Here is a 24,565-nt window from a genome sequence, read left to right on the forward strand (position 1 = left end):
CCTCGTGAGCACACGTACGTGCCGACGCTAACCTGACGCGGGCTTCGCTCGCGACGTCTTCTTGCTCACTCCGGTGCCACGAGACTTGCCCGGACCACAGCCCTTGACCAGCGCGAGTGCGAGAACCTCGTCCATCGTCTCCACCGGGACGACCGCCATATCCTCGAGCACGTGGGGCGGCAGGAGCTCAAGGTCACGCGTGTTGTCTTTCGGTATGAGCACCGTCGTGATGCCGGCCCGATGCGCGGCAAGCAGCTTCTCCTTGAGACCGCCGATGGGCAGCACGTGCCCCCGCAACGTGATCTCGCCGGTCATGGCCAGATCCCGCCTGACGGGACAGCCGACCAGTGCCGAGGCGAGCGCCGTGGCCATGGTAATGCCCGCGCTCGGGCCGTCCTTGGGTATGGCGGCGGCGGGTACGTGGATGTGCAGGTCGCTGGTGTCAGCGAAGTCGACCTCGACACCCAGACTCTTGGCGCGTGTGCGTATGTAGGTGAGTGCGGCCGTCGCGGACTCGCGCATGACGTCACCGAGCTGGCCCGTCAAGATGACGGCGCCCTTCCCGGGCATCGTTGTGGCTTCGATGAAGATGACGTCGCCCCCGACCTCCGTCCAGACGAGGCCAGTGGCCACGCCGATCTCGTCCTTCTCTTCGGCCAGGCCGAACGAGAACCGTGGGGGGCCGAGGTACTTGTGCAGCGTTCGCGGACTGACGGTGGTCTTGCCGCGCTTGCCCTCGACCACTTTGCGGGCCACCTGTCTACAGACCGCCGCGATGGTCCGCTCGAGGTTGCGAACACCCGCCTCTCGGGTGTGCCTGCGAATGATCTCGCTGATCGCGGCATCGGTCACATCGAGGCGGCCCGGAGTCAGTCCGTGCTCTGTCAGCTGCTTGGGCACCAGGTACCGGCGTGCGATATGGAGCTTCTCGTCTTCGGTGTAGCCCGGGAAGTGGATGACCTCCATGCGGTCGCGCAACGGCGCCGGAATCGGGTCGAGCAGGTTGGCGGTGGTGATGAACATGACGTCAGAGAGATCGAAGGGCACCTCGAGGTAGTGGTCCTGAAACGCGTAGTTCTGCTCCGGGTCGAGGACTTCGAGCAGCGCAGACGTCGGATCTCCCCGAAAATCCATGCCCACTTTGTCGATCTCGTCCATCATGAAGACCGGGTTGCGGGTCTTCGCTTGGCTGATCTGCTGCACGATACGGCCCGGCATAGCCCCTACGTAGGTGCGCCGGTGACCGCGGATCTCCGCCTCGTCTCGGACCCCTCCGAGCGAGATCCGAATGAACTCCCGGTTGAGAGAGTGCGCTATCGACCTACCGATGGACGTCTTGCCCACGCCGGGAGGTCCGACGAAGCACAGGATCGGACCACGCATCCTGTCGGTGAGCTTGTGGACAGCAAGATACTCGAGCACACGCTCCTTGACCTTCTCGAGGCCGTAGTGGTCCGTGTCGAGGATCCCCTGGGCCTCAACGAGGTCCAGCTTCTCCTCGGACTCATCGTTCCACGGCATCCCGATCAGCCAGTCCAGGTAGGTCCGGATGACACCGGTCTCAGCGGAAGCGGACGGCATCTTCTCCAGCCGACCCAGCTCCTTGAGCGCCCTCTCTTCGACCGCTTCAGGCATGCTCGCTTCACGGATCTTGTTGGTGTACTCGTCGATCTCGGCCTGCGTCTCATCGAACGTGCCGAGTTCTTGTTGAATCGCTTTGAGTTGTTCGCGCAGGAAGTACTCTCGCTGCGACTGGCTCATCTGGTCCTTGACGCGATTCTGGATCTTGCTGCCAAGTTCGAGTATCTCGAGCTCTTTTCGCAAGAACCGCGCGACACGCTCAAGGCGTTCAGCCGACCCGATGGCCTCGAGAATCTCCTGCTTCTCCTCCACCTTCAGATTGAGATGGAACGCGACGAAGTCGCCGAGCCGACCCGGCTCCTCGATCGCCGAGGCCGCGACGAGCACCTCCTGCGGAATCGGCTTGCCGAGCTCCGCCGCTTTCTCGAAGTCCGATATCAGGGTACGCATGAGCGCTTCGGTCTCGAGATCGACGCCCAGCGGCTCCTCGATGTGCTCGACTCGAACGATGAAGTACGGATCGGTCTGCACGTACTCGAGGATTCTGAAGCGCGAACTGCCTTCGACGAGCGCCTTGGCCGTGCCGTCGGGCAGCTTGAGCTCCTGCATCACGGTGGCGATGCAGCCAATCTCGAAGATATCTCCGGGCTCCGGATCCCCCACCTCTGCGTGACGCTGGGTGGCAAGCGCCACCACGTGCTCTTGGCGCATCGCCTCCTCGAGCGCGCGAATCGAGCGCTCTCGGCCGACGAAGAGCGGGACGACCAGGTTCGGAAACAGGATGACGTCGCGCAGCGGGATGAGCGGAAGCAGCTCCGGCACGACTGTGGAGTTCTCGCGCTGAGACATGCGGAATCGAAGTCCTCTCTGGTGGGCGTGCGATAATCCTACTTGCCCGTATCGCACCTATGGTACACGTACCCGTAAGCGCGCCTGCTGCGTGTGATCGGAGCGGGGAGCCTTCATCAGACAGGAACCACATACTGCGCTCAGGCGCGCACTGCCACGCGTCCTGGCACTGACCTTGGTCGTGGGGCTTGCGGTGCCTGCGGTACCCGGCGTCGCCCAGCCGGATACCAAGCGAAGCAGCCGGGCGGCAGCGCTGCGCGTGGAGACGGTGACTTCAAAGCTCCCGGGCGCGGTCGCATCCTTGGAGACGACGCACCCCTCCATCGCCGCAGGCGGGACCTTCGGCTACCTCGTGCGGACTCGTGTGCCGCGCGACGCGACACGGGTGTGGGTTCGCTTTCGTGTCCAGCGACCGACCGGTCGACTGATCTTTCAGCGCACGCGCTCGCTCGAGGTCACTTCGCCGGGGTCGGTTGAGACCTTCTTCGAACGCACCACCGACGACCTCGACCTTCTGCCCGGCGTCTACCCTGTGGAGGCGGAAGTAGTCGTAAGTGGTGACGGCGCCCAGCGCACCGCCTCGCTGAAGACCGGACTGCGGGTCTACGACGAAGCGAAGCCCCGCCTGACGATCGCCCTCGTCACTCGCATCTCCGGCCAACCGCTGGCCGACCCGGAGGGGCGATTCGTCGCTGACCCGGCGCGCTTCACGCGATCACGCGACGACGCCCAGGGGCTGGCGGAATGGGTACTCAGCGAGCCCACGGCGCGGGTGACGCTCGCCATCTCGCCGCTACTGCTTGAGGAGTGGAGCCGCATCACCGATGGCTACGAGTTCATCGGGCCTGAGGGCGTCGAAACGATTCCCGCGGACTCGCCCGTGAGCAAGGAGTACGCGAACGCCCTCGAAACACTGCGCGGCGCCCTGGGTACCGGGCGGCTCGAACTGACATCGCTTGGCTACTCGGACCCGGCGCTTTCGGACCTCGAGGCTGCAGGCCTCGGAGCCGACGTGTTCCCCCAGTATGAGCAGGGCCTGTCGGCGACGTTCGCTGCGCTCGAGACCACACCCTCGACGGGAACGGTCCCCGCGAACGGGTGCATCCCGTCAAGTGCGATCACCCGCCTCGCGCAAGCGGGTGTGCGCTACGCCGTTGTGGAGGCAGACTGCACCCGAACGGGCGAGTCCACGGCACAGCCCACCTCGTATCAGACCCAGCCCGGGGGACTTACCGTCCTCGTGGCAGACTCCCGACTCTCGAGCGCTATCACATCAGAGGACACGTCTGCGGCCGTGAGCGCCGCGTTCGCTCGCGCCATCGACGATGACGCCTTCGGACCGCTCACCGCCGTGATCGAGCTGGGGCCCGGCGATGCGGAGGTCGCTGCCCTCAGTGGTTTCGTCAGATCGATGGAGCTTGCCCCTTGGGCGGGATTCCGCACCGCTCGGGATGCCGTGCGCCCGACCAAGCGCACGGTCAAGCTGCTCGCGGCCCGGAGCTCCGATGGGGCGCCTGCCGACTACTGGGGGGTCGTGGCCGCCGCCCGGAAGTCGGCCAATGCGCTCTCTTCCGCGGCGGGCGAGGGGGCGCCTGACGCTGTCACCGCTCAGCGAGACTCGTTCATCGCACAGTGCTCTGCGTGGGCCGGTCCCGATGGACGATGGGCAGCCGCCGACCGCGGACGTGCGTTCGCTGCGACCGCCGAGCGCCTCGCCGACGCGGCACTCGGCGGCGTGAACCTCGCGCTTGAGCCGATCACCCTCGCCGGGGCACAAGGCGACGTGCCGATCACGGTCCGCAACGCCGGCGATCGCACTCTGGCGGTCACGGTCCGCGCCCGGGCCAGTGGCGGCGCGCACGTGCTCGACTCGCAGGTCACCACCTTGGCGCTTGAGCCGGGTGAGTCGTTCCTCGAAATCCCCATAGACCTCAGCCATTCAGTCTCCGGGCGGCTCGCAGTCGACATCCTTGCAGGTCAGCTGGTGCTCGATAGCGCGGAAGTCACCGTCAGGGCCTCGTACCTGGATCGCATCGCCGTGGTTGGGGGGGTGCTGGTGATTCTCGGCATGATGCTGGCTTACATCGTCCGACGTGTGCGAATCGCCGACGTCGATGCCGATGACGCCGACGGCGTACACTAGACGGGATGATGGTGGCCGGAGGGGTGCCCGCATCGATTCACGCGAACGAGCGTTGTTCGCGTTCACGCTGAACCACACGTCGAAAGGTCATCAGATGAGGAAGGTCGTCATCCTCGACACGAACGTCCTGCTCGCAGATCCCAACGCCGTACTGTCGTTCCCGCGGGCTGAGGTCGTCATCCCCGAGACGGTCCTGGGCGAGCTGGACAAGATCAAGACCGCGCGCGTCGATCCTGACCTTCGCTTCCGTGGACGGGAGGTCACCCGCCTGCTCTTTGAGCTTGGCGAGGACGGCTCCTTGATCGAGGGGGTATCACTCCCCGACGGCGGCACCCTCCGGGTGGCCCAGCTCGATACCGATCGGCCCCTACCTGAGGGCCTGAGCACACGACAGGCCGACGACAAGATTCTCGCCACCGCCATGCAGACCTGTCAGACCGAGGGCCCTGAATGCGAAGTCACTTTGGTGACGAACGACTTGAATATGCTCCTCAAGGCTCAGACGCTTGGCATGACGGTCATGCGCTACGGCGACGGGGATGAGGGCGGCTTCGCTCGCCGCTACATCATCCGTCCGTTCCAGCGCTACAAGGTCCCGTTGGGCATCCTGGCCATCGCGCTCGGCGTGTTCGCCGCGATCATCGTCATCGTGTGGTCGACTCGGCCTCCCTCAGCAGGTACCGCAAGCCTTCCGACCGAGTTCGAGCAGTTGCTGAGCCCCAGCCAGCAGCAGGCGCTGGACGCCTTGGTGACGCTCGAGAACAACCCGGATGACGCGGAGGCATTGCTGCGGATGGCGAACTTCTACTTCGGGCTCACCGAGCAAGCCCGCATACAAGAGGATCCGGCCTCGCAGATCCGATGGTCGCAGCCCGGATTGAGGTACTACCAGCGCTACCTGACCCTGTCCGCGGACAATCTGGATGCGCGAGCCGATCTGGCGACCCTGTTGTTCTACGCCGGCCAGACAGACCGGGCGATCCAGGAGATCGGCAAGGTTCTGGAGGCACAGCCGGACCACGTCAACGGCAACTACAATCTCGGAATAGTGCTACTGAACGGCCGCAACGACCTCGAGGGCGCGCTCACGCAGTTCGAGAAGGTCGTCGAGCTGACGAAGGCGGATCCGGACTTGCACGCGATACAGAAGCAAGCCGAAGCCCTCATCGCCCAGATCAAAGCCAGCCAAGACGCATCGGCAGAGCAGACGCAAGGAGCAACGCAGTGAGCAACGAGAGAATCGACATCGCGATCATCGGCGCAGGGCCCGGCGGGCTTGCCGCAGCCCTGTACGCCGCTCGCGGGCGGGCCAAGACGGTCGTCTTCGAGCGCGGTATCCCTGGCGGACAGATCATCACCACCGACTGGGTCGAGAACTATCCCGGGTTCCCCCAGGGGCTGTCGGGTGCTGAGCTCGGCGATCTCATGACCAAGCAAGCCGAGGAGCACGGTGCAATCCTGAGGACGTTTTCGCCCGTCGACCGCATCGAGCAGCTCGATGACGGGACGTTTCAGCTCACGTGCGAGGACGAGCAGTTCGTGGCGACCTCGGTGATCCTGGCCACCGGCGCCATCCCGCGCAAACTCGGTGTGCTGGGCGAGGCCGAATACACCGGGCGCGGCGTGTCGTGGTGCGCCACGTGCGATGGCGCGCTCTACAAGGAGAAGGTCGTGTGCGTCGTCGGCGGCGGAGACGCGGCGGTCGAAGAAGCGATGTTCCTCACGAGGTTCGCCTCACGCGTTCATGTGATCCACCGGCGCGACGAGCTGCGCGCCACCAAGTGTCTCCAGGAGCGCTGCTTCAACAACGACAAGATCGAGATGCACTGGAGCCGCACCGTCACCGAGATACTGGGCGAGAACGGAAAGGTCGCCGGAGTGCGGCTCGCATCCACCGCCGGTGAACCCGAAATGGTGTTGCCGGTGGACGGCGTGTTCATCTTCGTAGGAGTACACCCTATGAACGAGCTCGCACGAGACCTGTGCGACTTGGCCGATAGCGGGTACATCCTTATCGACCACGACGGTCGAACGTCGGTTCCTGGCCTGTTCGCAGCGGGCGATGTGACCGACTCGGAACTCAAGCAGGTGATAACCGCGGCGGCGAAGGGTGCCTCAGCGGCGTTCGAGGCACTACGCTATATCGACAGCGCGACCGTGTGCAGTATCTGATAACCGGCAGAAAGAGGGGTTTCACATGGCGGACCTGGTACAGGTGACCGATGCGAACTTCGACGAAACCGTCGGAGCAAGCGGCAAGGCCTTCTTGCTCGATTTCTGGGCACCGTGGTGCGGCCCGTGCCGCATGATGGAGCCGGTACTCAAGGAGCTCGCGGCCGAGCATGACAGCATCACCATCGGCAAGCTGAATGTTGACGAGAACCCGACCACCGCCACGAAGTACGACGTGCTGTCGATTCCGACGCTCCTCGTCTTCAAGGATGGCGAGGTAGTGAAGAAGCTCGTCGGAGCGATGCCGAAGAAGAAGCTTCTCGACGACCTCTCCGCTTGGCTGTGATGTGCTGATGTGCCAGAAGGGCGTCAACCCCGACCAGATGAAGCTGATGATCGGCCAAGCCGATGACGCGCTGGCCATGGCTCAGCAGTGGCTGGAGCAGATCCACCACCTTGCAGATCAGGCCGATCTCAGTCGTCCGAGCGTGAGCGTCGCGCAGGCTTCGGTACTGCTCGGCGAGGCTCGTGCGAAGCTCGACCACGCAGCCAACGAGCTCGACGGCACGGCAGGCGACTCCGGCGCCAGCGTGGAGCTCGTCTAGCGAATGCGACGCGCTGGCCCATGAGGCCTTCGCGCAGGTGAACACCGCGAGCCCCCTCAGTCACCGAGGGGGCTCGTTTGCATGGTGCGCGCTGAAGCCCTGCGCGCAGCGCTACACTGGTCACGGCTCGATTCGCGCGTCGGAGGGGCAGCGATGGCACCAGCGGTGATGATCACGGCCAAACGCGCCAAGCGTGCTGTCGCAGGCCTCGTGTTCGCGGTGATGGGGCGAGGTCTTGTCGCCTGCGCACGCATCGATCCGCGCGTCCGCGCCGAAGTCTCATCGTGGCCCGACGACACGACGGTGACCTTGGCTATCCTGCCCGGCAGCCCACGCACGAGTCTGCGCCTGACCGGCAAGCGGCTCACCGCGCTGGGGTCAGGTCGCGCTCATGTGCCGACCCTGCTCGTGAGCTTCAAGAGCGCCGACGCCGCCGTGCCCGTCCTGCTTGGGGTGAAGCCGATCCTCCAGGGCTTCGCCGAGAACCGAGCGACCGTCGCAGGCGATATCGGGCTGGCCATGTCGCTCGTGCGCTGCCTCCACATCGTGGAGGGCTACCTCTACCCGAATCTCATGACTCGAAGGATCCTACCGCGGCCTGCCACCCGGGAGCCCTTCGGTCACGTGCGGGCGTACGCCGGTCTCCTGCGTCGCACTGCACCGATCGCGACCCCCGACGTAGCGCGCGGGCCATCGGAAGACGGATCCGCCGAACTCACGGCGCCCCGACAGGAGGCCGGCACATGATTCCCGCCTACTTCGAGTTCTCCAACCGAGCCAAGCTGCTCGCCGGTGAGCATGCGATCGAGCAGATCCCCTACGAGCTCGGCGTGATGGAAGTGCGCCGGCCGATCCTCGTGACGAATCGCCAGTTGAGGGAGCTTGGCCTTGCCGACATCGTGTCAGTCGCACTCGCCGACGGGGGCACCCCTGCCGTGGCCGTGTTCGCCGAGGTGCCCGTCGACTCTTCGGTGTCGGTCGTAAACGACCTGGCTCGCGCCTATCGTGAGTCCGGCTGCGATGGCATCGTGGCAGTGGGTGGCGGATCGGTTCTCGACACTGCCAAGGGGGCGAGTCTCGTCCTCACGATCGGCGGTGATGATCTCATGGACCGACGGGGAGCCGGCATCGTGAACGCCCGCGCCATGGTGCCTCTCGTGGCGGTCCCCACCACCGCCGGGACCGGCTCAGAGGTCACGGGCGTCGCGGTCATCAAGGATGCGGTGCGTGACGTGAAGATGGCGTTCGTCTCCCCGCAACTGGTTCCCGATGTGGCCGTGCTGGATCCGCGCATGACCGTCGGACTCCCTCCCCGGCTGACCGCCTCCACGGCGATGGACGCGCTCTGCCACGCCGTCGAAGCATTCACGAGCCGGCAGGCTAACCCGCTCTCCGACGCCTACGCGCGCGCCGCCGTCGAGTTGATTCGCGACCACCTGCCACTCGCTCTCTCAAACGGCAGGGACGCCTCGCATCGCCACGCACTGGCGACGGCGGCTGCGCTGGCGGGTGCATCGTTCAGCAACGCCATGGTCGGCATCGTCCACGCCATAGGTCACGCGTGCGGAGGACATGCCGGAGCCCCTCACGGCGAGGCGATGGGCATCCTCTTGCCGTGGTGCATGGAGTTCAACCTTCCCGTGACTTCGGAGCGGTACGGGGAGCTGTTGCTTCATCTGGCGGGGCCGGACGAGTACGCGAGAACGCCGACCGAAGCCCGCCCGAGTGCATCCATCGCCGCCGTACGACGCCTGTTGAGCGACGCGCGCGGTGCGGGCATGCCCACACGCTTGAGCGAAGTGGGCATCACAGTAAAGATGCTGCCGGCTATCGCGCAGGCGGCGCTCGACGACGGATCGATGTCGACCACGCCTCGTGACGCCGATCTCAATCAGATTCTCGGAATCCTTGAGGCCGCGCTATGAGCGGCGGATGGGCCGGACATGTCCTGCACATCGACCTGACCAGCAGCTCGGTACGCGAGTACCCCTGGTCCACGGATGAGAGGCGTGCGTTCGTAGGCGGGAAGGTCATGGCCGCCAAGATCCTCTACGACCTGCTCGAGCCGGGGTGCGACCCCCTGGGCCCCGCCAACGTGGTCGTCATCAGCACCGGGCCCTTGACCGGAAGTGGCGCTCCCTCCACGTCGCGGTTCAATGTGAGTTCGCTCTCGCCATTGACCGGGATCGTCGCCTCGAGCAACTGCGGTGGACCGTTCGGCGTCTATCTCAAGAAGGCAGGCGTCGACGCACTCGTCATCACCGGTGCCGCCAGCGAGCCCGTCTGGCTCGAGGTGCGTGAAGAGGGTGTGGAGTTCCATCCGGCCGCGAGCGTATGGGGCCTGACCACCTCGGCGACCCAGAGCGCCCTCGCGGCCGCCGTCAGTACCAGCACGCCAACCGACGGTGCCTCGTCCTCCACGCCGACACGCTGCGGGACACTCGTCATCGGCCCGGCGGGAGAGAACGCCGTCCGGTACGCGGCGCTGCTTTCCGGAGAGAGGGCGGCGGGGCGCGCCGGCCTGGGTGCGGTGTTGGGAGCCAAGAACCTCAAGGGGCTCGCTGCTCACGGCAGCCAGCACGTGCCTCTCGCGGATCCGCAGCGCTTCTCGACCCACATCAAGGCGTGGACATCGACGCTCAAGGCCCATCCTCTGACCGGCAAGCTGCTGCCCGCCTACGGGACGGGTGGTCTGCTGCCCGAGATGCAGGAGCTGGGCATCGTCGCCACATCCAACTATCGACGCGGACGCTTCGACGGTGCGTCCGAACTGTCCGGTCAGCGCATGGCCGACACCCGGCTGACACGCACGAGTGGCTGCATGAGCTGTCCCATCCGATGCGCGCGGGTCGTGGAGGTGGATGGCCGCTCGGTCAAGGGTCCGGAACTCGAGACGCTCGTGCTCATGGGCTCCAACCTGGAGAATCCCGACCTCGACTTCATCTGCCGAGCCAACGTGCTCCTCGACGATCTCGGCATGGACACGATGACGACCGGCGTCACGCTCTCGCTAGCTATGGAACTGGCCGAGCAGGGTGTCGCCGACTTCCCGGTGCGCTTCGGAAGCACTGACGGGCTGCTCGACCTGCTGTCAGATATCGCGTACCGCCGGAGATTCGGCGCTGAGCTGGCCGACGGCTCCCGCGCGCTCGGGGCACGCTACAAGGCCTCGGACTATGCGATGCACGTCAAAGGCCTCGAGCTGGCCGCGTACGAGCCGCGAGGCGCCTTCGGACACGCGCTGGGCTATGCGACTTCGAACCGCGGAGGCTGCCACCTCAACGGCGGCTACATGGTCGCGCTCGAAGGACTCGGGCTGGACATGAAGCGCACCTCGACCAGGGGCAAGCCGGCACTGACTGCGATGTTTCAGGACCTCATGGAGGCTGTCTCGGCTACGGGAACGTGTCTGTTCACCACCTACGCCGTCCTGCCGGGTCCGGTCGTGCGGCACAAGCGCAAACCACTGGGTCACGCAGTGACGGCTGCGTTGTCGATAGCCTCGGGGCCACTCGCACTCCTGCGGGCCCTTCCGAGCGGGATGCTTGCCATCCCGATGCCGCTCATCCCGCACATCCGGGCCATCGAGCTGGCCACAGGTGAGCGCTGGGGCTTCGGCGGCTTCTGGCAGGTCGGTCGCCGTGGCTTCGCGCTGGAGCGGGAGTTGGCGCTTCGTTTCGGCGTCACCGCGGCTGACGACACCCTGCCCGGGCGGAGTTTGACCGAGAACCTTGAGCCGGGCAACCCGGGACGGCCGGTGCCCATCGCCGACCTCACCCGCGCCTACTATCGCCACCGCGGGTGGGATGCGGCCGGCCGCCCGAAGGCCTCGCTGCTCAGGCGCCTTGGACTCAAGGATGCGCGCGCGCACGACTGAGCGCGCACCGAAACCCTCGCGAGCGGTATCATTCCTTCCATGTCGAATAACAACGACAAGAAGAGCCAGCACAACGGTCCTCCTCGCGATCGGCCTCCGGTCTTTCACGAGTGCCCGACCTGCCTGTTCCTTTCGCCTGAGAACGGCTTCGAGAACGGCCAGGTGCCGTGCCCGAACTGCCAGTCCACAGGAGCTTCGCGACGCAGGATTCCCGCCGACCGCCTGCGCCGCTTCGACCAGCGCATCCGTGGCTACCACCGCGACGGAGAGCACGAGGTCGTCGTCATCCTCGTCTCGACGTTCCTCGAAACCGTCTTCGAGGACATCCTCGCCCGGATGATGACGGCACGTGGGGCCGAACCGAAAGTGGTGGCGCTCGTGCTGGACACCGAACGTTCGGTAGGGATGCGCTTGGGCAAACTCTTCCCCACATTGGCTGGCGAGAAGTTCGAGGAGATGGCGGCCGAACTCGGCTACCGCGACTTCCCCATTCGATGGCGGCAGATGCGCAGCATGCGAAACGCATTCATCCACGGCGAATCGTTCGACAACCCGCGCGAGACACTAGATGCACGGGCCGCGCTCGATGCAATGATGCTGCTGGATCAGGCCTATCAGCTGTTCGTGCTCATGAACAACCGGTTCGTGGCCGAGACCCACAAGAAGCGGGCGCTCGACGCGTGACGGCGCTCCAGCTGCACGTCACCGGCATCGTGCAGGGCGTGGGCTTTCGCCCCTTCGTGTTCAACCTGGCCGTGTCGCAGGGCCTGACCGGCTGGGTGCTCAACGCCTCTGACGGTGTCCACTGCGTCGTCGAGGGCGAGGCCGCGTTGGTCGCTGCATTCCCCGAGACGCTGCGCGCCGCGGCGCCGGCGATGTCTGCCATCGAGTCGATCGTGACTGAAGCGGTGGAGCCAGAGGGGTTCACGACGTTTGAGATCCGCGAGTCATACGCCGAGGCGGGCGCGATGACGCTCGTGTCGCCCGACATCGCAACCTGCCCCGAGTGTCTGGCGGATCTGACGAACCCGGACGACCGACGCCACGGCTACCCGTTCACCAACTGCACGAACTGCGGGCCCCGCTTCACCATCATCGACGACGTGCCCTACGACCGGCCGATGACCACGATGCGCGACTTCCCGATGTGCCCGGAGTGCGAAGCGGAGTACGCCGACCCTGCGAACCGCCGCTTCCATGCGCAGCCGAACGCCTGCTTCGTCTGCGGCCCGCGCCTCTACCTGAACGCACCTGCCTCTCCGGATGGTTGGCTATGGGCGCCGAGCGTCGAGGTCGCGCCGCGGCCCCATCGCGACCGCGCCACTGAGGCCACGCGGAGCGAAGAGATCCTCGGCGAGGTCGTTCGAAGACTGCAAGGCGGACAGATCGTCGCGATCAAGGGGCTCGGGGGATTCCACCTCGCGTGCGATGCGCGCGATTCCGATGCCGTCGGACGGCTGCGGGAACGCAAGCACCGCTGGGGCAAGCCGCTCGCCGTCATGGTTCCCAATCTCGCTGCTGCGCAGCAGATGTGCCGCATCGATGAGACCGAGGCCTCGCTGCTAACCGGCACGGTGCAGCCGATCGTGCTGGTGCGGCGTCGCGTCGAGGATACGTCGCTGGCGCTCGGCGTTGCCGATGGCCTGACCGAGATCGGCGTGATGCTCCCCTACACGCCACTGCACCATCTGCTCCTGGCGCGGGTCGGCGGACCCCTTGTGATGACCTCCGGCAACCTCTCAGATGAACCCATCGCCACTGACAACTCCGAGGCGCTCGAGCGCCTCGCATCCGTCGCTGATGCGTTCCTGCTCCACGACCGCGAGATCCACTCGCGCTACGACGACAGCGTCGTCCGCGTGGTGAACGGACTCATCGAGCCGGTGCGCCGCGCACGCGGGTACGCACCCCACCCGATAAAGCTGCCGTTCAAGACCGATACGCACATCCTGGCCATCGGCCCCGAGCAGAAGAACACGTTCACGCTGCTCAAGGACGACTATGCGTTCGTCAGCCAGCATATCGGCGACCTCGAGAACGCCGAAACACTTCAGAGCCTCGAACACACGATGGCGCTCTACGAACACCTCTTCCGCGTGGAACCGCACGTCATCGCACACGACCTCCACCCGGAGTACCTCTCCACGAAGTGGGCGCTGGCCTCGCCGTTGCCGAAGGTTGCGGTACAGCACCACCACGCGCACGTCGTCTCGGTGAGCGCAGAGCATGGGATCAGCGAACCCGTCGTCGGATTCGCGTTCGACGGCACCGGATACGGCGAGGACGGACGCATCTGGGGCGGCGAGGTGCTGCTCGCTGACTGGGAAGGCTACGAGCGCCTTGCCCACCTGCGCTACGTGCCGATGCCCGGGGGTGCCGCCGCCATCCGCCGACCGGCCCGCATGGCCGTCGGCACGCTGCACGCCCTGGGCCTGCTCGAGCACCCGGGCGCCGCGCCGCTGCGCTCGCGGCTCGCCGACGGCGAAGAGCGCACGCTCATCGCGATGATCGACGGCAACATCAACTGCCCGCTGACAAGCTCGATGGGGCGGCTCTTCGACACCGTCGCGGCACTCACGGGTGTCGCCGATGATGCGCGCTACGAGGGCGAGGCGGCCATCCGCCTCGAGGCATGTGCCGATCCGGACGAGACCGGCGCCTACGAGTTCGGTCTGATCGAGCCTGGCGGACCCGGGGAGCCGCTCATCATCGATCCGGTGCCCGTGCTGGATGCCGTTCTCCGAGACGTTGCCGCCGCTGACGGCGCTGGGGTCATCTCAGCACGTTTCCATCGTGCGGTGGTGCGTTGTATAGTCCGGCTCGGCGCGGATTTTGCTCGCAATGCTCCCGCCCGACACGTTGCATTCGGCGGGGGCGTCTTCATGAACCGCATCGTGCTGGGAGAGTCGGTGCGTAAGGTTCAAGCCGCGGGACTCGTCCCCTTGACGCATGTCAAGTTACCAACGAATGATGCAGCAGTATCGTTTGGACAGGCCGTCGTCGCGTGGGCGCGGCGCCGGAGCGAATGAGCCCGGTACGGTACCGGCATACCGAAGGAGCTCGAAGCGTATGTGTCTAGCAATTCCCGCTCGTATCGCATCTATCGCTGAGCATCGCATGGCGACCGTCGACATCGTCGGCGTGACGCGTGTGGTCTCTCTCGACCTCGTGCCCGAGGCCGAAGTCGAAGACTGGGTGCTTGTCCACGCGGGCTTCGCGCTCCAGGTCGTTGAGGAGGAGTACGCGAAAGAGACGCTCGAGCTTCTCAAGACGCTCCCGTTCTTCGAAGACCAGGAGCCCTTGCTCGCCGAAGGGGCGTAACGGCGCATGGACCTCTCCGGTTTCCGCGACCCCACGATCGCCCGGGGCCTGATCGACGCCATCAGCGCGACTGACACCGGTCCCGTGAAGATCATGGAGGTCTGCGGCACCCACACCGTGTCGATAGCCAAGAACGGGCTGCGCGCCATCATGCCCGAGCGGGTCACCCTGCTGTCCGGCCCCGGCTGTCCCGTGTGTGTGACCGCGAACCGCGACATCGACACCGCCGTGGCGCTCTCCCAGCGCCCTGACGTCATCGTCACCACGTTCGGGGACATGATGAAGGTACCTGGAAGCTACAGTTCTCTCTCGCGCGAGAAGGCCGAGGGGCGCGATGTGCGTATCGTCTACTCGCCGCTCGATGCCTTGACGCTCGCCGAGAAGGAGCCCGATCGCGAGGTGATCTTCATCGCGGTGGGCTTCGAGACGACCGCCCCGCTCATCGCCGCCGCCATCCTGCGCGCGCAAGAGCAGGGACTCACGAACTTCAGCGTGTTCTGCGCGCATAAGACGGTGCCGATCGCGCTCGAGGCGCTTGTCAACGACCCCGAGGTGCAGATCGACGCGTTCATCCTGCCGGGGCACGTCTCGACGATCATCGGCAGCCAGCCCTACGAGTTCCTCGCCGAGCAGTACAAGGTACCCGGCGTCATCACCGGCTTCGAGCCGGTCGACGTGCTGCAGGGCGTGTACATGATCTTGAAGCAGCTCGAAGAGGGCCGCTCCGAGATCGAGATCGCCTACCACCGCGGCGTCATGCCCGAGGGCAACCCGACCGCCCGGGAGCTGGTCGAGCGGGTCTTCGAGCCGGTAGACGCCGACTGGCGCGGCATCGGCGTGATTCCCGGTACCGGCATGGGCATTCGCGAGGCGTATGCGGCCTTCGATGCGGCCAAGAAGTTGCCGGTGGAGCTTCCCGAGCCCAAGGAGATCAAAGGCTGTCAGTGCGGCGAGGTCCTGCGCGGGGTGATCCTCCCCTTCAACTGCAAGCTGTTCGCGCGTGGCTGCACTCCGGAGCACCCGATCGGACCGTGTATGGTCTCGTCTGAGGGCTCGTGCGCGGCGTACTATCGTTTCACCGACTACGGCAAATCGGACGCCTCGGACGGGTAGCCGCCCGACCCACGACCCCTTCGCGAAAGGCCCACCATGCGCTCGGACCGCATCTTGCTCGCGCACGGCTCTGGCGGAACCATGATGCGCGAACTCATCGACGACGTGTTCGTCGCCGAGTTCGGCGAGGATGCCTTGAAGCGCCTCGACGATGCCGCATCTCTCCCCTTCTCCGGCTCGCGGCTGGCCTTCTCCACCGACACCTACGTCGTACACCCGCTGTTCTTCCCCGGTGGCGACATCGGTCGGCTCGCCGTGTGTGGCACGGTGAACGACGTCGCGACGAGCGGGGCCACGCCGCTCTATCTCTCAGTGGGCTTCGTGCTTGAGGAGGGGTTCCCGGTCGCAGACCTGCGGCGCATCCTCGTCTCGATGCGTGATGCCGCGCGCGAGGCAGGCGTGCACATCGTCACCGGTGACACCAAGGTCGTCGAGAAGGGCAAGGGTGACGGCTGCTTCATCAACACCGCAGGCGTCGGAGCGCTCGACGAAGGCGTGGACCTGTCCGGCTCGTACTGCAAGCCGGGCGATAAGGTTCTCGTCTCCGGCACGCTGGGCGACCACGGTATCGCGATCGTTTCGACCCGCGAGGGGCTTGAGTTCTCCACCGATATAGAGACCGACGCCGCCCCGCTGAACGCGCTGATCGCCGCGACGCTCGCGGCGGCTCCGCATGTGCGCTGCTTCCGCGACCCGACGCGCGGTGGCCTGGCCTCGACGCTCAACGAGCTTGCCGGCGCATCAGGCGTCCAGATCACCGTCGACGAGACGCTCGTGCCGGTGAACCCCCAGGTGCGCGGAGCCTCCGAGATGCTGGGCTACGACGTCTTCCAGGTGGCCAACGAGGGCAAGATGGTTGCGGTCGTTCCCGCCGACGAGGCCGACGCGGCCCTCGCGGCGATGCAGGCCGCACCCTACGGCGAGCAGGCCGCGATCATCGGCGAGGTCGCCGAGGGACACGCCGGACGCGTCTACGTCAAGACCGCCTTCGGTGCGACGCGCATCATGGACATGCTCGTCGGCGAGCAGCTGCCGCGCATCTGCTGACGCGCCGGCCACCCGCCGACGCGCGCGAACGAAGATGCTCCTCTTCGCCCGCGTGTTCGTGACCCTTGTGGAGCTTGTGGTGCGGCGCGGTCCGGTCGGGTAGATGGGCGACTTCCTGGCTTCAAGAGCGCTCATCGCCGTGGCGTACAGAAGCGCCGGCCAGACCGACAGATGCAGGATTGGGGGGCACGTGAAGTTCCAGCTCGGGCCCGTACCACTGGACGAGGCGTTCGACCCCGGCGCTGAGGGCTGGAACCGTCTGCAAGAACCGCGACCCGGAGTGCTGATGGTATCGGCCATCCCACTCGGCATGGTGCTGGCCCTGCCGCTTGCGTGGCTTTGGTCCTTGATTCTGCCTGTTCCGGCCGCGTTCAGCGATGGGGCGACGTTCGAGTTCACGATTTCGCTCCTGCAGATCGTCGGCGTCCTCGCAATCCTTGTCGGAGGCATCCTTATCCATGAGATGCTGCATGCGCTTCCGTTGGCCGTCGCAGGTCACTCGGAGAACCTGGTCCTGGGCTTCTGGCCCAGACACTTCGCGCCCTATGTGGCCTACATCGGCGCACTCCCACTCAAGGCTCAGCTCCTCAGTGGTGCCATGCCGCTGGTCGCGCTGTCCGTTCTGCCGCTGGTTGCGGCACTCGTCGTGCCATCGGCAGCCTGGTGGCTTGCTTTGCTGAGCATGGTCAATGTCATCGGTTCGGGAGCGGACCTGATCATGCTGCTGCTCCTGTTCAGGCAGGTGCCTCGGGATGCAGTGATCCGCAACCAGGGGTTCTCAACGTGGTGGCGGGCGGTCTAGCCCGGGCGTCAACCCGACAACTCCGCGTGATGTGGACTCGGGTCCGGACCGGGCGTGACGCGTCTTCTCTTCTGCGTACGCCCTCAAGTTCGCAGCCAAAAAGGGTCCCCTGGCAATCGCGCGGCGTGGCGGCATGCACCATGAGATCTGTCTGAGCGACATTCGCAGGGCTCATCCTTCGAAATTTCGCCAGCCGCTGGCATGATGGCTAACGAAGCAATCGAGCGGGCATCGTCAGGTAGAGGACTCAAAGGTGAAGCGGAAGCGGACATACAACGTCTACGTGATCGAGTTGAGCCGCGACGTGCTTCAACACACCAAGTTCGTCGAAGCCAATCTGTACCTGAAGGCCGGAAAGCCGTGCGTCTACGTTGGCTCGACCTATCTCACGCCGGAGGCACGCTTCCAACAGCATCTCGACGGCTACAAATCCAACCGCTATGCACATGAGTACGCGATTCAGTTGATGCCGCGGCTCTATCGAAACCTGCAAGGCTTCGAAACCCGCGAGCTTGCCGAACACGCCGAAGCGAAGCGCGCTCAGAGCCTGCGCAAGCGTGGATATGCGGTCTGGTATGGCGTCTGAGCGCACCCGACCCGCACTTCGGCTCGACGCGCGGCCGATTGACGCATAATGAGAGCACGCGCTCGCAGATGAAGCGCACCTGCGTTGGATGCATCGAGAAAATGGGCGGGTGGCACCACTGACCGGACCTCTCATCATCGAGCTTCTCTTGGCTGCAGCCGGCGTCGCCTTCAATCCGCCGGCCATCATCGCAGCAATCGTCTTGGCGTCTTCCTCGCGCCCAAAGGCGATGGCATTCGCAGGCGGCTGGCTGGCCGGCCTGCTCGCAATCGGCTCGGTGGTCATGCTCGTCGGTGATGCGGGCGAGCTGCTGGGCGAGCCTTCCACGCTGGCGCTGATTGCGAAGCTAGTGCTAGGCGCGGTGCTCGTCATCTGGGCACTAGCCAAGTGGCGCAAGCAATCCAGGGCCTCTGGTGCTGACGAAACGCCGAGCTGGATGGGCTCGTTGACCGGCCTCTCACCTCCTCGCGCCTTCGTGGTGGCCGCTGCGTACGCGTTCCTCAACCCCAAGACCCTGGCGTTTGTCGTCGCGGGTGTCTTGACGATTCTGGGGGCATCGTCTGGTGTGGCGGTGGAGTGGATCACGCTGATGCTGTTCCTCGTACTTGCGAGCTTGAGTGTCACGCTGCCGGTCGCGTTCTCCGTGATTGCGCCCCACCGCTCGGCGGAGTCACTCGCCGCTGCCAGACTCTGGCTGGGAGACAACGGTTCGATGGTTACCGCCGCAGTTCTCGCGGTTCTGGGCGCGCTGCTCCTATACTCGGCCATCGCCGGTCTGCTACAACTTGCCTGAGCTATATCGGGTCAGGTTCCCTGAACCGGGTCGCGTCATCCCCGATGACGTCAGGCACAGCGGGAGGAACGGACTGTGAGCAACACGAGTGTCCAGCAGCACCTCAGCGACCTTGGTGATGCCAACCCCGAGTTCCACGAGCTGGTGCAGCGGGTGAGAGGGATCGTGCTGGCCACGGCGCCGGATGCATCAGAGAGCGTGATGTACGGCGGTCTCATGTTCGCCGCCCCCGTGCAGTTCTGTGGGGTATTCGCATACGGGGGACACGTGTCACTTGAGTTCAGCAGAGGGTTCGAACTGCAAGACCGGTTCGACGTCCTCGAAGGAAGCGGGAAGCTGCGGCGCCACATCAAGCTTCGCGAGGTCAGCGATACCGATTCCAAGCACGTGCGAGAGTACGTCATGCAAGCCCACGATCTGATGCTGGCACCGTGATGGAGATCCGGTCGCTCTTCGACCCCCGCCTCAGAACCAAAGAGGCGCGGGCGGTGTCAGGCACTTCACGCACAAGACGGATCGCACTGGTCGCGGCGTGCGTGCTGGTCGCGTTGCTCGTGCTGCCGCTGTTGTGGCCGGTGCCGCCCCTGGAGGACACCGTCACTGCGAGGTCTCTCGCTGACAGCGATTCGCGCTTCGTCAAGATCGACGGGCTCGACGTGCACTACAAGGCCTGGGGGCTACCCTCCTCGCCCGCAACCGAAGGCGTCGAAACCGCGGCTGTCCTCCTGCACGGCTTTGGCGCTTCCACGTACTCGTGGGGAGAGGTCGCCGAGCCCCTCTCCGCTCGGATGCCGGTGATTGCGTTCGATCGACCCGCGTTCGGACTGTCCGAGCGGCCACTGGACTGGACCGGGCCCAACCCGTATGCGCCCGAAACGCAGGCTGATCTCACCGTCAAGATGATGGACGAGCTCGGCATACGTCGCGCTGTTCTCGTCGGCCACTCGGCAGGGGGCACCGTGGCAGCACTGGTCGTACAGCGCTACCCCGATCGTGTCGAGGCCGTCGTTCTCGAAGACCCCGCTATCTTCGCCGGCGGACCGCCCGCGTTCCTCACGCCGCTGTTTCGCACTCCTCAGTTCATGCGACTCGGTCCGCTCTTCGCCCGCAATCTCGGCGGGCAGGCAGGCACGGACTTCATACGCTCCGCGTGGCACGATCCTTCGAAGATAACGAGCGAGACCCTCACCGAATACCGCAAGCCCCTGCGAGTGAGAGACTGGGACAGCGCACTTTGGCTGTTGACGATCGCACCTCGGCCCACGAACGTGCCTGATGTCGTTCGCGGCATCAACGTGCCTGCGCTGTTCATCACGGGCGACGATGACCGCATCGTTCCGCCTGAAGACACCGAGCGCGCAGCGGCGCTTGTCGATGGGGCGGAGCTCGTGATTGTCGAGCAGAGCGGCCACATCCCTCACGAGGAGCAGCCGGCCGCGTTTCTTGCCGCGGTCACTGCCTTCCTCGACGGCCGTGCCGACTAGAACCCCTTCTGGGGCGCGATGACGACAGCGAAGGTGGGAGGAGTCCGGTGGGATCGACCGAGTTCGCCTATATCGTGTATGCCATCGCGCAGGCTGTGGTCGCCGTCTGGGCGTTCGTGCTCTGGCGCAAGGATCGCACCGTCGGGGCCCTCGCATTGCTGCTCCCCATCGCGGCGGTGTGGTACGACAACCTCATCATCGCACTCGGCGGATTCATCGGCCCCGGGCCGATGCTGCAGGCGCTGACCTTCCCCCGGTTCGCGGGCCACGCGCTACTCACCCCCCTGTGGATCGTCGCCGCAGTCTCGTTCGCCGTGCGCGCGGGCGCGTTCGCGAAGCGTGCCCGAACGGTCGTCATCGGTTCGTACGTTCTGTACGGTGCGATGGTGGCCGTTGGGCTGCTCAATGAGGTCGTGTTCTTCAAAGGGGAGCTGGTGACCGAGGGTGATGCGGTCTACTACACCAACGTAGGCCGGCTTTTCACCCCTCCGCCACCGTCCCTGACCATGCTCGTCGTCGTCCTGATCTGCGGAGCCCTCGTCTTGTGGCACACCCGCTGGCCATGGATGCTTCTGGGCGCGCTGCCGGTCCCGCTTTCCCAGTTCCTTCGTTCTGACAGCTCGGCGTTCCTGCTCGTCAACTCCGGCGAGGTCATCATGTCGGTGTCACTCGTCGCCACGCTGGCGTTCCTCCAACGACGCAAGGTCTAGCGGTCCTTCGCGGCGGGATCGATGGCCCAAAGCCCCCTGTTGTCGTCCCTGGCCTCGGCGACGAACTCGCGAAAGTAGCTCGCGTACTTGGAGTTGGGCGGTACCGTCATCTGCTGAGCATAGCCAGCCAACGCCAGTTCGGCGTTGAACATCTTCTGGCGCACCTCGGACTTGCTGTCGTCGCGGGGTGGGCTCAGCCAGACGTAGGCCAGCAGTCGATCGTATCTATCGCGCTTGTCCACACCCAGTTCGAGGTAGACCGTGCGTCCCTTCGGGAGTGACTGCTTGGTGAAAGCCGTGGCCTCCTGGCCGTACTCCTCGATGCTGTTGGTCGACTCCGGAGTGTCGATGCCGATGAAGCGTGTCTTCTCCGTTCTGCCGTTCTTGAGCTTGAAGACGGCCGTGTCACCGTCGACCACGCGCACGACGGTGGCACGCGTCAGCGGAACAGCGGCGGACTCGGCTGTATCCACACCGGAGTCTGGTTCCGACGCATCCTCCCCTGTCTGTGTGGCAGGGGCGCTGGGCGCGGACGCCGGAGCCGGTGACTCTGGGACAGCGGACTGCGCTGACTCCGGCAGCACTCGAGCGCCGTCGACGGAGCAACCGCCCAGGGAAAGCGCAACCAGCGCGACGGCTAGGAGGAAGAGTGGCGAGGGCCGGCGCCCGGCCCTGAGCTGGGTCTCGGTCTGCCGTGCGTTTCGATCGGGCAAACTGGACCTCGACTTCCCCGTATTGCCTGCGTCTATGCCCTGTGGAGATTCTAGCTGAACGCGACCTTCGCAGACGCCCTGGCGTGTCCTGGTCGTTGGGTATCTAGGAAAGGCGGAGGCGAAACCGCCCCGCCCCCTTCCGGAGAAGCCATGCCCAAGCTCGACTACAAGAAGCAGCTCGCTCATCTCTACAAGCCCTCGCCCCGCGAAGTGGTCGAGGTCAACGTACCTGAGATGAGCTTCCTCATGATCGAGGGTCAGGGCGACCCCACGACGTCGGAGTCCTATTCGAACGCCGTGGAGGCACTGTACGCCGTGGCGTACGCGCTCAAGTTCGCCATCAAGAAGGGCCCCAGCGCAATCGACTACGGAGTCATGCCGCTGGAGGCGCTATGGTGGGCCGACGACATGTCGGCCTTCGTTTCCGGCGACCGATCGGCGTGGCAATGGACGGCGATGATCATGCAGCCGGACCCTGTGACCACCGAACTCGTCGAAACGGTGCTCGCCGACGTCTCCAAGAAGAAGAATCCGCCAGCTCTTCCGCTCATGCGCTTCGCCACGTTCGAAGAGGGACTAGCTGCACAGACCATGCACGTCGGGCCGTTCTCGGCGGAGGGCCCGACCATTGAGCGCGTACACGACTTCATCTCTGCCTCCGGCCGGACGCGCTTCGGCAAACACCACGAGATCTACCTGAGCGACATCCGCAAAGCAGACCCGGCGAAGTGGCAGACGGTGATTCGCCAACCCATGCGATCAGTCCCGCGGGATGCGGCGTAGAGGCACTTACGGCACCGGGCACCACGTATCAGCCGCCGTGTCGCGCACACGCGACTTGAGCCGGGCACGGGCATCATCGCTCAGGCCGAGCTGATCGATCTCACGAGCAAGCTGCGCTTGTGTCCCGCTTCCTGCAAGGTACCCGTTGACCTTCATCGCCGAGGTGCTCTCACGCAGCGCCTCTTCGTCATCGCCGAGCATCGCTCTGAATTCGGCCGTAATCGCTCCGTCACGCCGCAAGTACCACTTCTGGTGGTAGTCCTCGGCTGGCCAGAAGCGGTCAAGCCGGTCGATTCGCGTGACAACGGGCCTGCCGCGCTTCTCAGACATGGCGCGGGCCCTCTCGCGGGCGATCTCGAGCTCTTCGGCGTCGCTCGCCAGCACGACATGGGCGTACTGGCCGCTTGTGGGGCTCGATGCCGCGTTGTACTCGCCTAGCACGAGGTCCACGAGCTCCGCATAGCTGACGACGGTCGGGTCGTAGTCCACCTGCACGCACTCGGTGTGGCCTCTCATATCCTTGTACGTCGGGTTCTGAGAGTCGCTGCCTGCGTAGCCGACGCGGGTCCTCCACACGCCTTCGACAAGCCCGAACCGGGCTTCGACGCCCCAGAATCAACCCAAACCGAACGTAGCGGTCGAAAGCATTGCCGGAACCTCCTTGTCGATTGGTGCGGAAGCGGTGCGCACAGGAGCCGATGCGGGCTGCGTCGCGGCGTCACATCCCGCGAGTGCGACCCCCGTTAGTGCGAGGGCGGCTGCGGCGACGAGAATCCGGCGGACGTGCACTGAGCGAGGCACGGGACACCTTCGCGAGTAGGGTGCGTGTCACCCTGAAGTGCAATTCACGTGCCTGCGATAGCAAACGGACCGCAGTCCGACATGTGCCCCCGTTCAGGGAGACACAACGAGTCCCCTGTGGCCACGATTCTCACTGTTGCCGCGTCCCGCTTCAGCTAGACTCTCCGCATGACTCCTGACGCAGCCGCCGCCCCTCGCCAGCGCCTCGTCGCCCTGGCGCGCATAGCGGCCGCCGGACTCATCTGGGGCACGATACCGCTGATCATGCGCAGTGCGGACGGCGCGTCGGTCGTCAAGGTGTTCTTCCGGGTCTTCTTCGCCTGGGTCGTCATCGCGCTGGGCTTGGTGGCCACCGGCGGCTGGCGCGAGCTTCGAGGGCTGTCACGCTCAAAGGTGCTGCAGGTGGTGGGACAGGGCCTGATCCTGACCCTCAACTGGTTTCTCTTTCTGACCGCCATCGACATGACGACCGTGGCCACGGCAGAGCTGCTCGGCTATACCGGCCCGGTCATCGTGGCGGCCCTCGCCCCCTACGTGACAGGCGAACCGTTCGATCGACGCGTGATCGCCCCCCTCTCGCTCGCCATGGTGGGCATCGTCGTGATCCTGGCCCCCCACGGCCTGCAGGTGGGCACCGACGAGGAGGCCATCGGCGCCCTTCTGGCGTTCGCCTCGGCCTTCACGTACGCCACGCTGCTTCTGCGCTCGAAGAAGATCCTGCGTGGCATCTCGAGCGGGGCGCTCATGTTCATGGAGTACGCGACCGCATCGCTCGTGCTCCTGCCGTTTGTGATCGCGGCCTACCTGCGGGGGGACGCTCCGAGCACGCCCGTGGCTTACGCCGCTCTCGTCTCTTTGGGCATCATCCACACAGCGTTTGCCGGCTTCCTCTTCCTGGGAGGCTTGCGCCGGGTGCGCACCGACCATGCGGCGATTCTGACCTACGTCGAGCCGGTGAGCGCGGTGGTGTTCGCGTCGCTGTTCCTGAGCGAAGCGCTGACGTGGACCACGCTCGTCGGCGGTGCACTGGTGATCGGCGGCGGAGTCGTCGTCGCCCGCCTTGAGGCCCGCGAGGGGATCGAGACCGTCCCCCTTGAAGCCGCCGGAACCGACGTGTGCCTCGATGATGCCGATTCGCGGTCCCCGGAACCACCGTAGGGAACAATCAAGAAGGAACCGATGTAC

Annotated in this window: 23 protein-coding genes and 1 pseudogene; 21 read left to right on the forward strand and 3 right to left on the reverse strand. The window is 65.4% G+C overall.

Going from position 1 to position 24,565, the window contains the following annotated elements; genetic code table 11:
- Positions 1–27: 27 nt before the first annotated feature.
- Positions 28–2,430, reverse strand: coding sequence for an endopeptidase La (lon, locus tag U1E26_03510; GenBank protein ID MDZ4168708.1), 2,403 nt, complete (start codon positions 2,428–2,430; stop codon positions 28–30).
- A 193-nt stretch (positions 2,431–2,623) separates the two neighbouring features.
- Here lon and U1E26_03515 point away from each other — a divergent pair, with 193 nt between their 5' ends.
- The 19 genes from U1E26_03515 (at position 2,624) to U1E26_03605 (ending at position 21,083) form a co-directional block, all read left to right on the forward strand.
- Complete coding sequence (locus U1E26_03515) at positions 2,624–4,573, forward strand: DUF6049 family protein (protein ID MDZ4168709.1); 1,950 nt, start codon at positions 2,624–2,626, stop codon at positions 4,571–4,573.
- Positions 4,574–4,667: 94 nt separating this feature from the next.
- Entirely contained in the window at positions 4,668–5,801 is a 1,134-nt protein-coding gene (locus U1E26_03520) for a PIN domain-containing protein (protein ID MDZ4168710.1), read from the forward strand.
- Positions 5,798–6,745 (forward strand): thioredoxin-disulfide reductase, encoded by a 948-nt coding sequence (trxB, locus tag U1E26_03525; GenBank protein ID MDZ4168711.1) that lies wholly within the window; start codon positions 5,798–5,800, stop codon positions 6,743–6,745. The genes U1E26_03520 and trxB overlap by 4 nt, the downstream gene beginning before the upstream one ends.
- A gap of 25 nt (positions 6,746–6,770) precedes the next feature.
- Positions 6,771–7,091, forward strand: coding sequence for a thioredoxin (gene trxA / locus U1E26_03530; GenBank protein ID MDZ4168712.1), 321 nt, complete (start codon positions 6,771–6,773; stop codon positions 7,089–7,091).
- Between the two features lie 7 nt (positions 7,092–7,098).
- The gene (locus U1E26_03535; protein MDZ4168713.1) at positions 7,099–7,350 is read left to right on the forward strand and encodes a hypothetical protein; all 252 of its coding nucleotides are present in this window, start codon (positions 7,099–7,101) and stop codon (positions 7,348–7,350) included.
- An 81-nt stretch (positions 7,351–7,431) separates the two neighbouring features.
- Entirely contained in the window at positions 7,432–8,097 is a 666-nt protein-coding gene (locus U1E26_03540) for a hypothetical protein (GenBank protein MDZ4168714.1), read from the forward strand.
- The gene (locus tag U1E26_03545) at positions 8,094–9,275 is read left to right on the forward strand and encodes an iron-containing alcohol dehydrogenase (protein MDZ4168715.1); all 1,182 of its coding nucleotides are present in this window, start codon (positions 8,094–8,096) and stop codon (positions 9,273–9,275) included. Before U1E26_03540 ends, U1E26_03545 begins: the two co-directional genes overlap by 4 nt.
- Positions 9,272–11,227 (forward strand): aldehyde ferredoxin oxidoreductase family protein, encoded by a 1,956-nt coding sequence (locus U1E26_03550; protein MDZ4168716.1) that lies wholly within the window; start codon positions 9,272–9,274, stop codon positions 11,225–11,227. The genes U1E26_03545 and U1E26_03550 overlap by 4 nt, the downstream gene beginning before the upstream one ends.
- Before the next feature lie 39 nt (positions 11,228–11,266).
- Entirely contained in the window at positions 11,267–11,911 is a 645-nt protein-coding gene (locus U1E26_03555; protein MDZ4168717.1) for a hypothetical protein, read from the forward strand.
- Positions 11,908–14,256 carry a carbamoyltransferase HypF gene (gene hypF / locus U1E26_03560; GenBank protein ID MDZ4168718.1) on the forward strand — a complete coding sequence of 783 codons (2,349 nt, stop codon included), beginning with the start codon at positions 11,908–11,910 and terminating at the stop codon, positions 14,254–14,256. Before U1E26_03555 ends, hypF begins: the two co-directional genes overlap by 4 nt.
- A gap of 40 nt (positions 14,257–14,296) precedes the next feature.
- Positions 14,297–14,548: a HypC/HybG/HupF family hydrogenase formation chaperone gene (locus U1E26_03565; protein MDZ4168719.1), complete on the forward strand. Its 252-nt coding sequence runs from the start codon at positions 14,297–14,299 to the stop codon at positions 14,546–14,548.
- Positions 14,549–14,554: 6 nt separating this feature from the next.
- Complete coding sequence (hypD, locus tag U1E26_03570; GenBank protein MDZ4168720.1) at positions 14,555–15,661, forward strand: hydrogenase formation protein HypD; 1,107 nt, start codon at positions 14,555–14,557, stop codon at positions 15,659–15,661.
- 36 nt (positions 15,662–15,697) lie between these two features.
- Entirely contained in the window at positions 15,698–16,708 is a 1,011-nt protein-coding gene (gene hypE / locus U1E26_03575; protein MDZ4168721.1) for a hydrogenase expression/formation protein HypE, read from the forward strand.
- A 190-nt stretch (positions 16,709–16,898) separates the two neighbouring features.
- A complete protein-coding gene (locus tag U1E26_03580) occupies positions 16,899–17,510 on the forward strand; it encodes a DUF3267 domain-containing protein (GenBank protein MDZ4168722.1) in 612 nt (203 codons plus the stop codon).
- A 253-nt stretch (positions 17,511–17,763) separates the two neighbouring features.
- Positions 17,764–18,096 carry a hypothetical protein gene (locus U1E26_03585; protein MDZ4168723.1) on the forward strand — a complete coding sequence of 111 codons (333 nt, stop codon included), beginning with the start codon at positions 17,764–17,766 and terminating at the stop codon, positions 18,094–18,096.
- 109 nt (positions 18,097–18,205) lie between these two features.
- Complete coding sequence (locus tag U1E26_03590; protein ID MDZ4168724.1) at positions 18,206–18,889, forward strand: GAP family protein; 684 nt, start codon at positions 18,206–18,208, stop codon at positions 18,887–18,889.
- A 75-nt stretch (positions 18,890–18,964) separates the two neighbouring features.
- Positions 18,965–19,324 (forward strand): DUF1801 domain-containing protein, encoded by a 360-nt coding sequence (locus U1E26_03595; GenBank protein ID MDZ4168725.1) that lies wholly within the window; start codon positions 18,965–18,967, stop codon positions 19,322–19,324.
- Positions 19,324–20,373, forward strand: coding sequence for an alpha/beta hydrolase (locus U1E26_03600; GenBank protein MDZ4168726.1), 1,050 nt, complete (start codon positions 19,324–19,326; stop codon positions 20,371–20,373). The genes U1E26_03595 and U1E26_03600 overlap by 1 nt, the downstream gene beginning before the upstream one ends.
- A 47-nt stretch (positions 20,374–20,420) precedes the next feature.
- Positions 20,421–21,083, forward strand: a complete 663-nt coding sequence (locus U1E26_03605; GenBank protein ID MDZ4168727.1) for a hypothetical protein — start codon at positions 20,421–20,423, stop codon at positions 21,081–21,083.
- On the opposite strand, the gene U1E26_03610 is transcribed toward U1E26_03605, so the two are convergent.
- Positions 21,080–21,556 (reverse strand): thermonuclease family protein, encoded by a 477-nt coding sequence (locus U1E26_03610; GenBank protein ID MDZ4168728.1) that lies wholly within the window; start codon positions 21,554–21,556, stop codon positions 21,080–21,082. The two genes, U1E26_03605 and U1E26_03610, sit on opposite strands and share 4 nt — an antisense overlap.
- Before the next feature lie 390 nt (positions 21,557–21,946).
- Between U1E26_03610 and U1E26_03615 the strand changes: the two genes are divergently transcribed.
- Positions 21,947–22,579 (forward strand): GyrI-like domain-containing protein, encoded by a 633-nt coding sequence (locus tag U1E26_03615; GenBank protein ID MDZ4168729.1) that lies wholly within the window; start codon positions 21,947–21,949, stop codon positions 22,577–22,579.
- Positions 22,580–22,585: 6 nt separating this feature from the next.
- On the opposite strand, the pseudogene U1E26_03620 reads toward U1E26_03615, so the two are convergent.
- Positions 22,586–23,182, reverse strand: a pseudogene (locus tag U1E26_03620) (peptide-methionine (S)-S-oxide reductase).
- Between the two features lie 366 nt (positions 23,183–23,548).
- Here U1E26_03620 and U1E26_03625 point away from each other — a divergent pair.
- A complete protein-coding gene (locus tag U1E26_03625) occupies positions 23,549–24,538 on the forward strand; it encodes an EamA family transporter (protein ID MDZ4168730.1) in 990 nt (329 codons plus the stop codon).
- Positions 24,539–24,565 lie beyond the last annotated feature (27 nt).

The organism is Coriobacteriia bacterium (assembly GCA_034370385.1).
In the GTDB taxonomy this organism is placed as follows: domain Bacteria; phylum Actinomycetota; class Coriobacteriia; order Anaerosomatales; family PHET01; genus JAXMKZ01.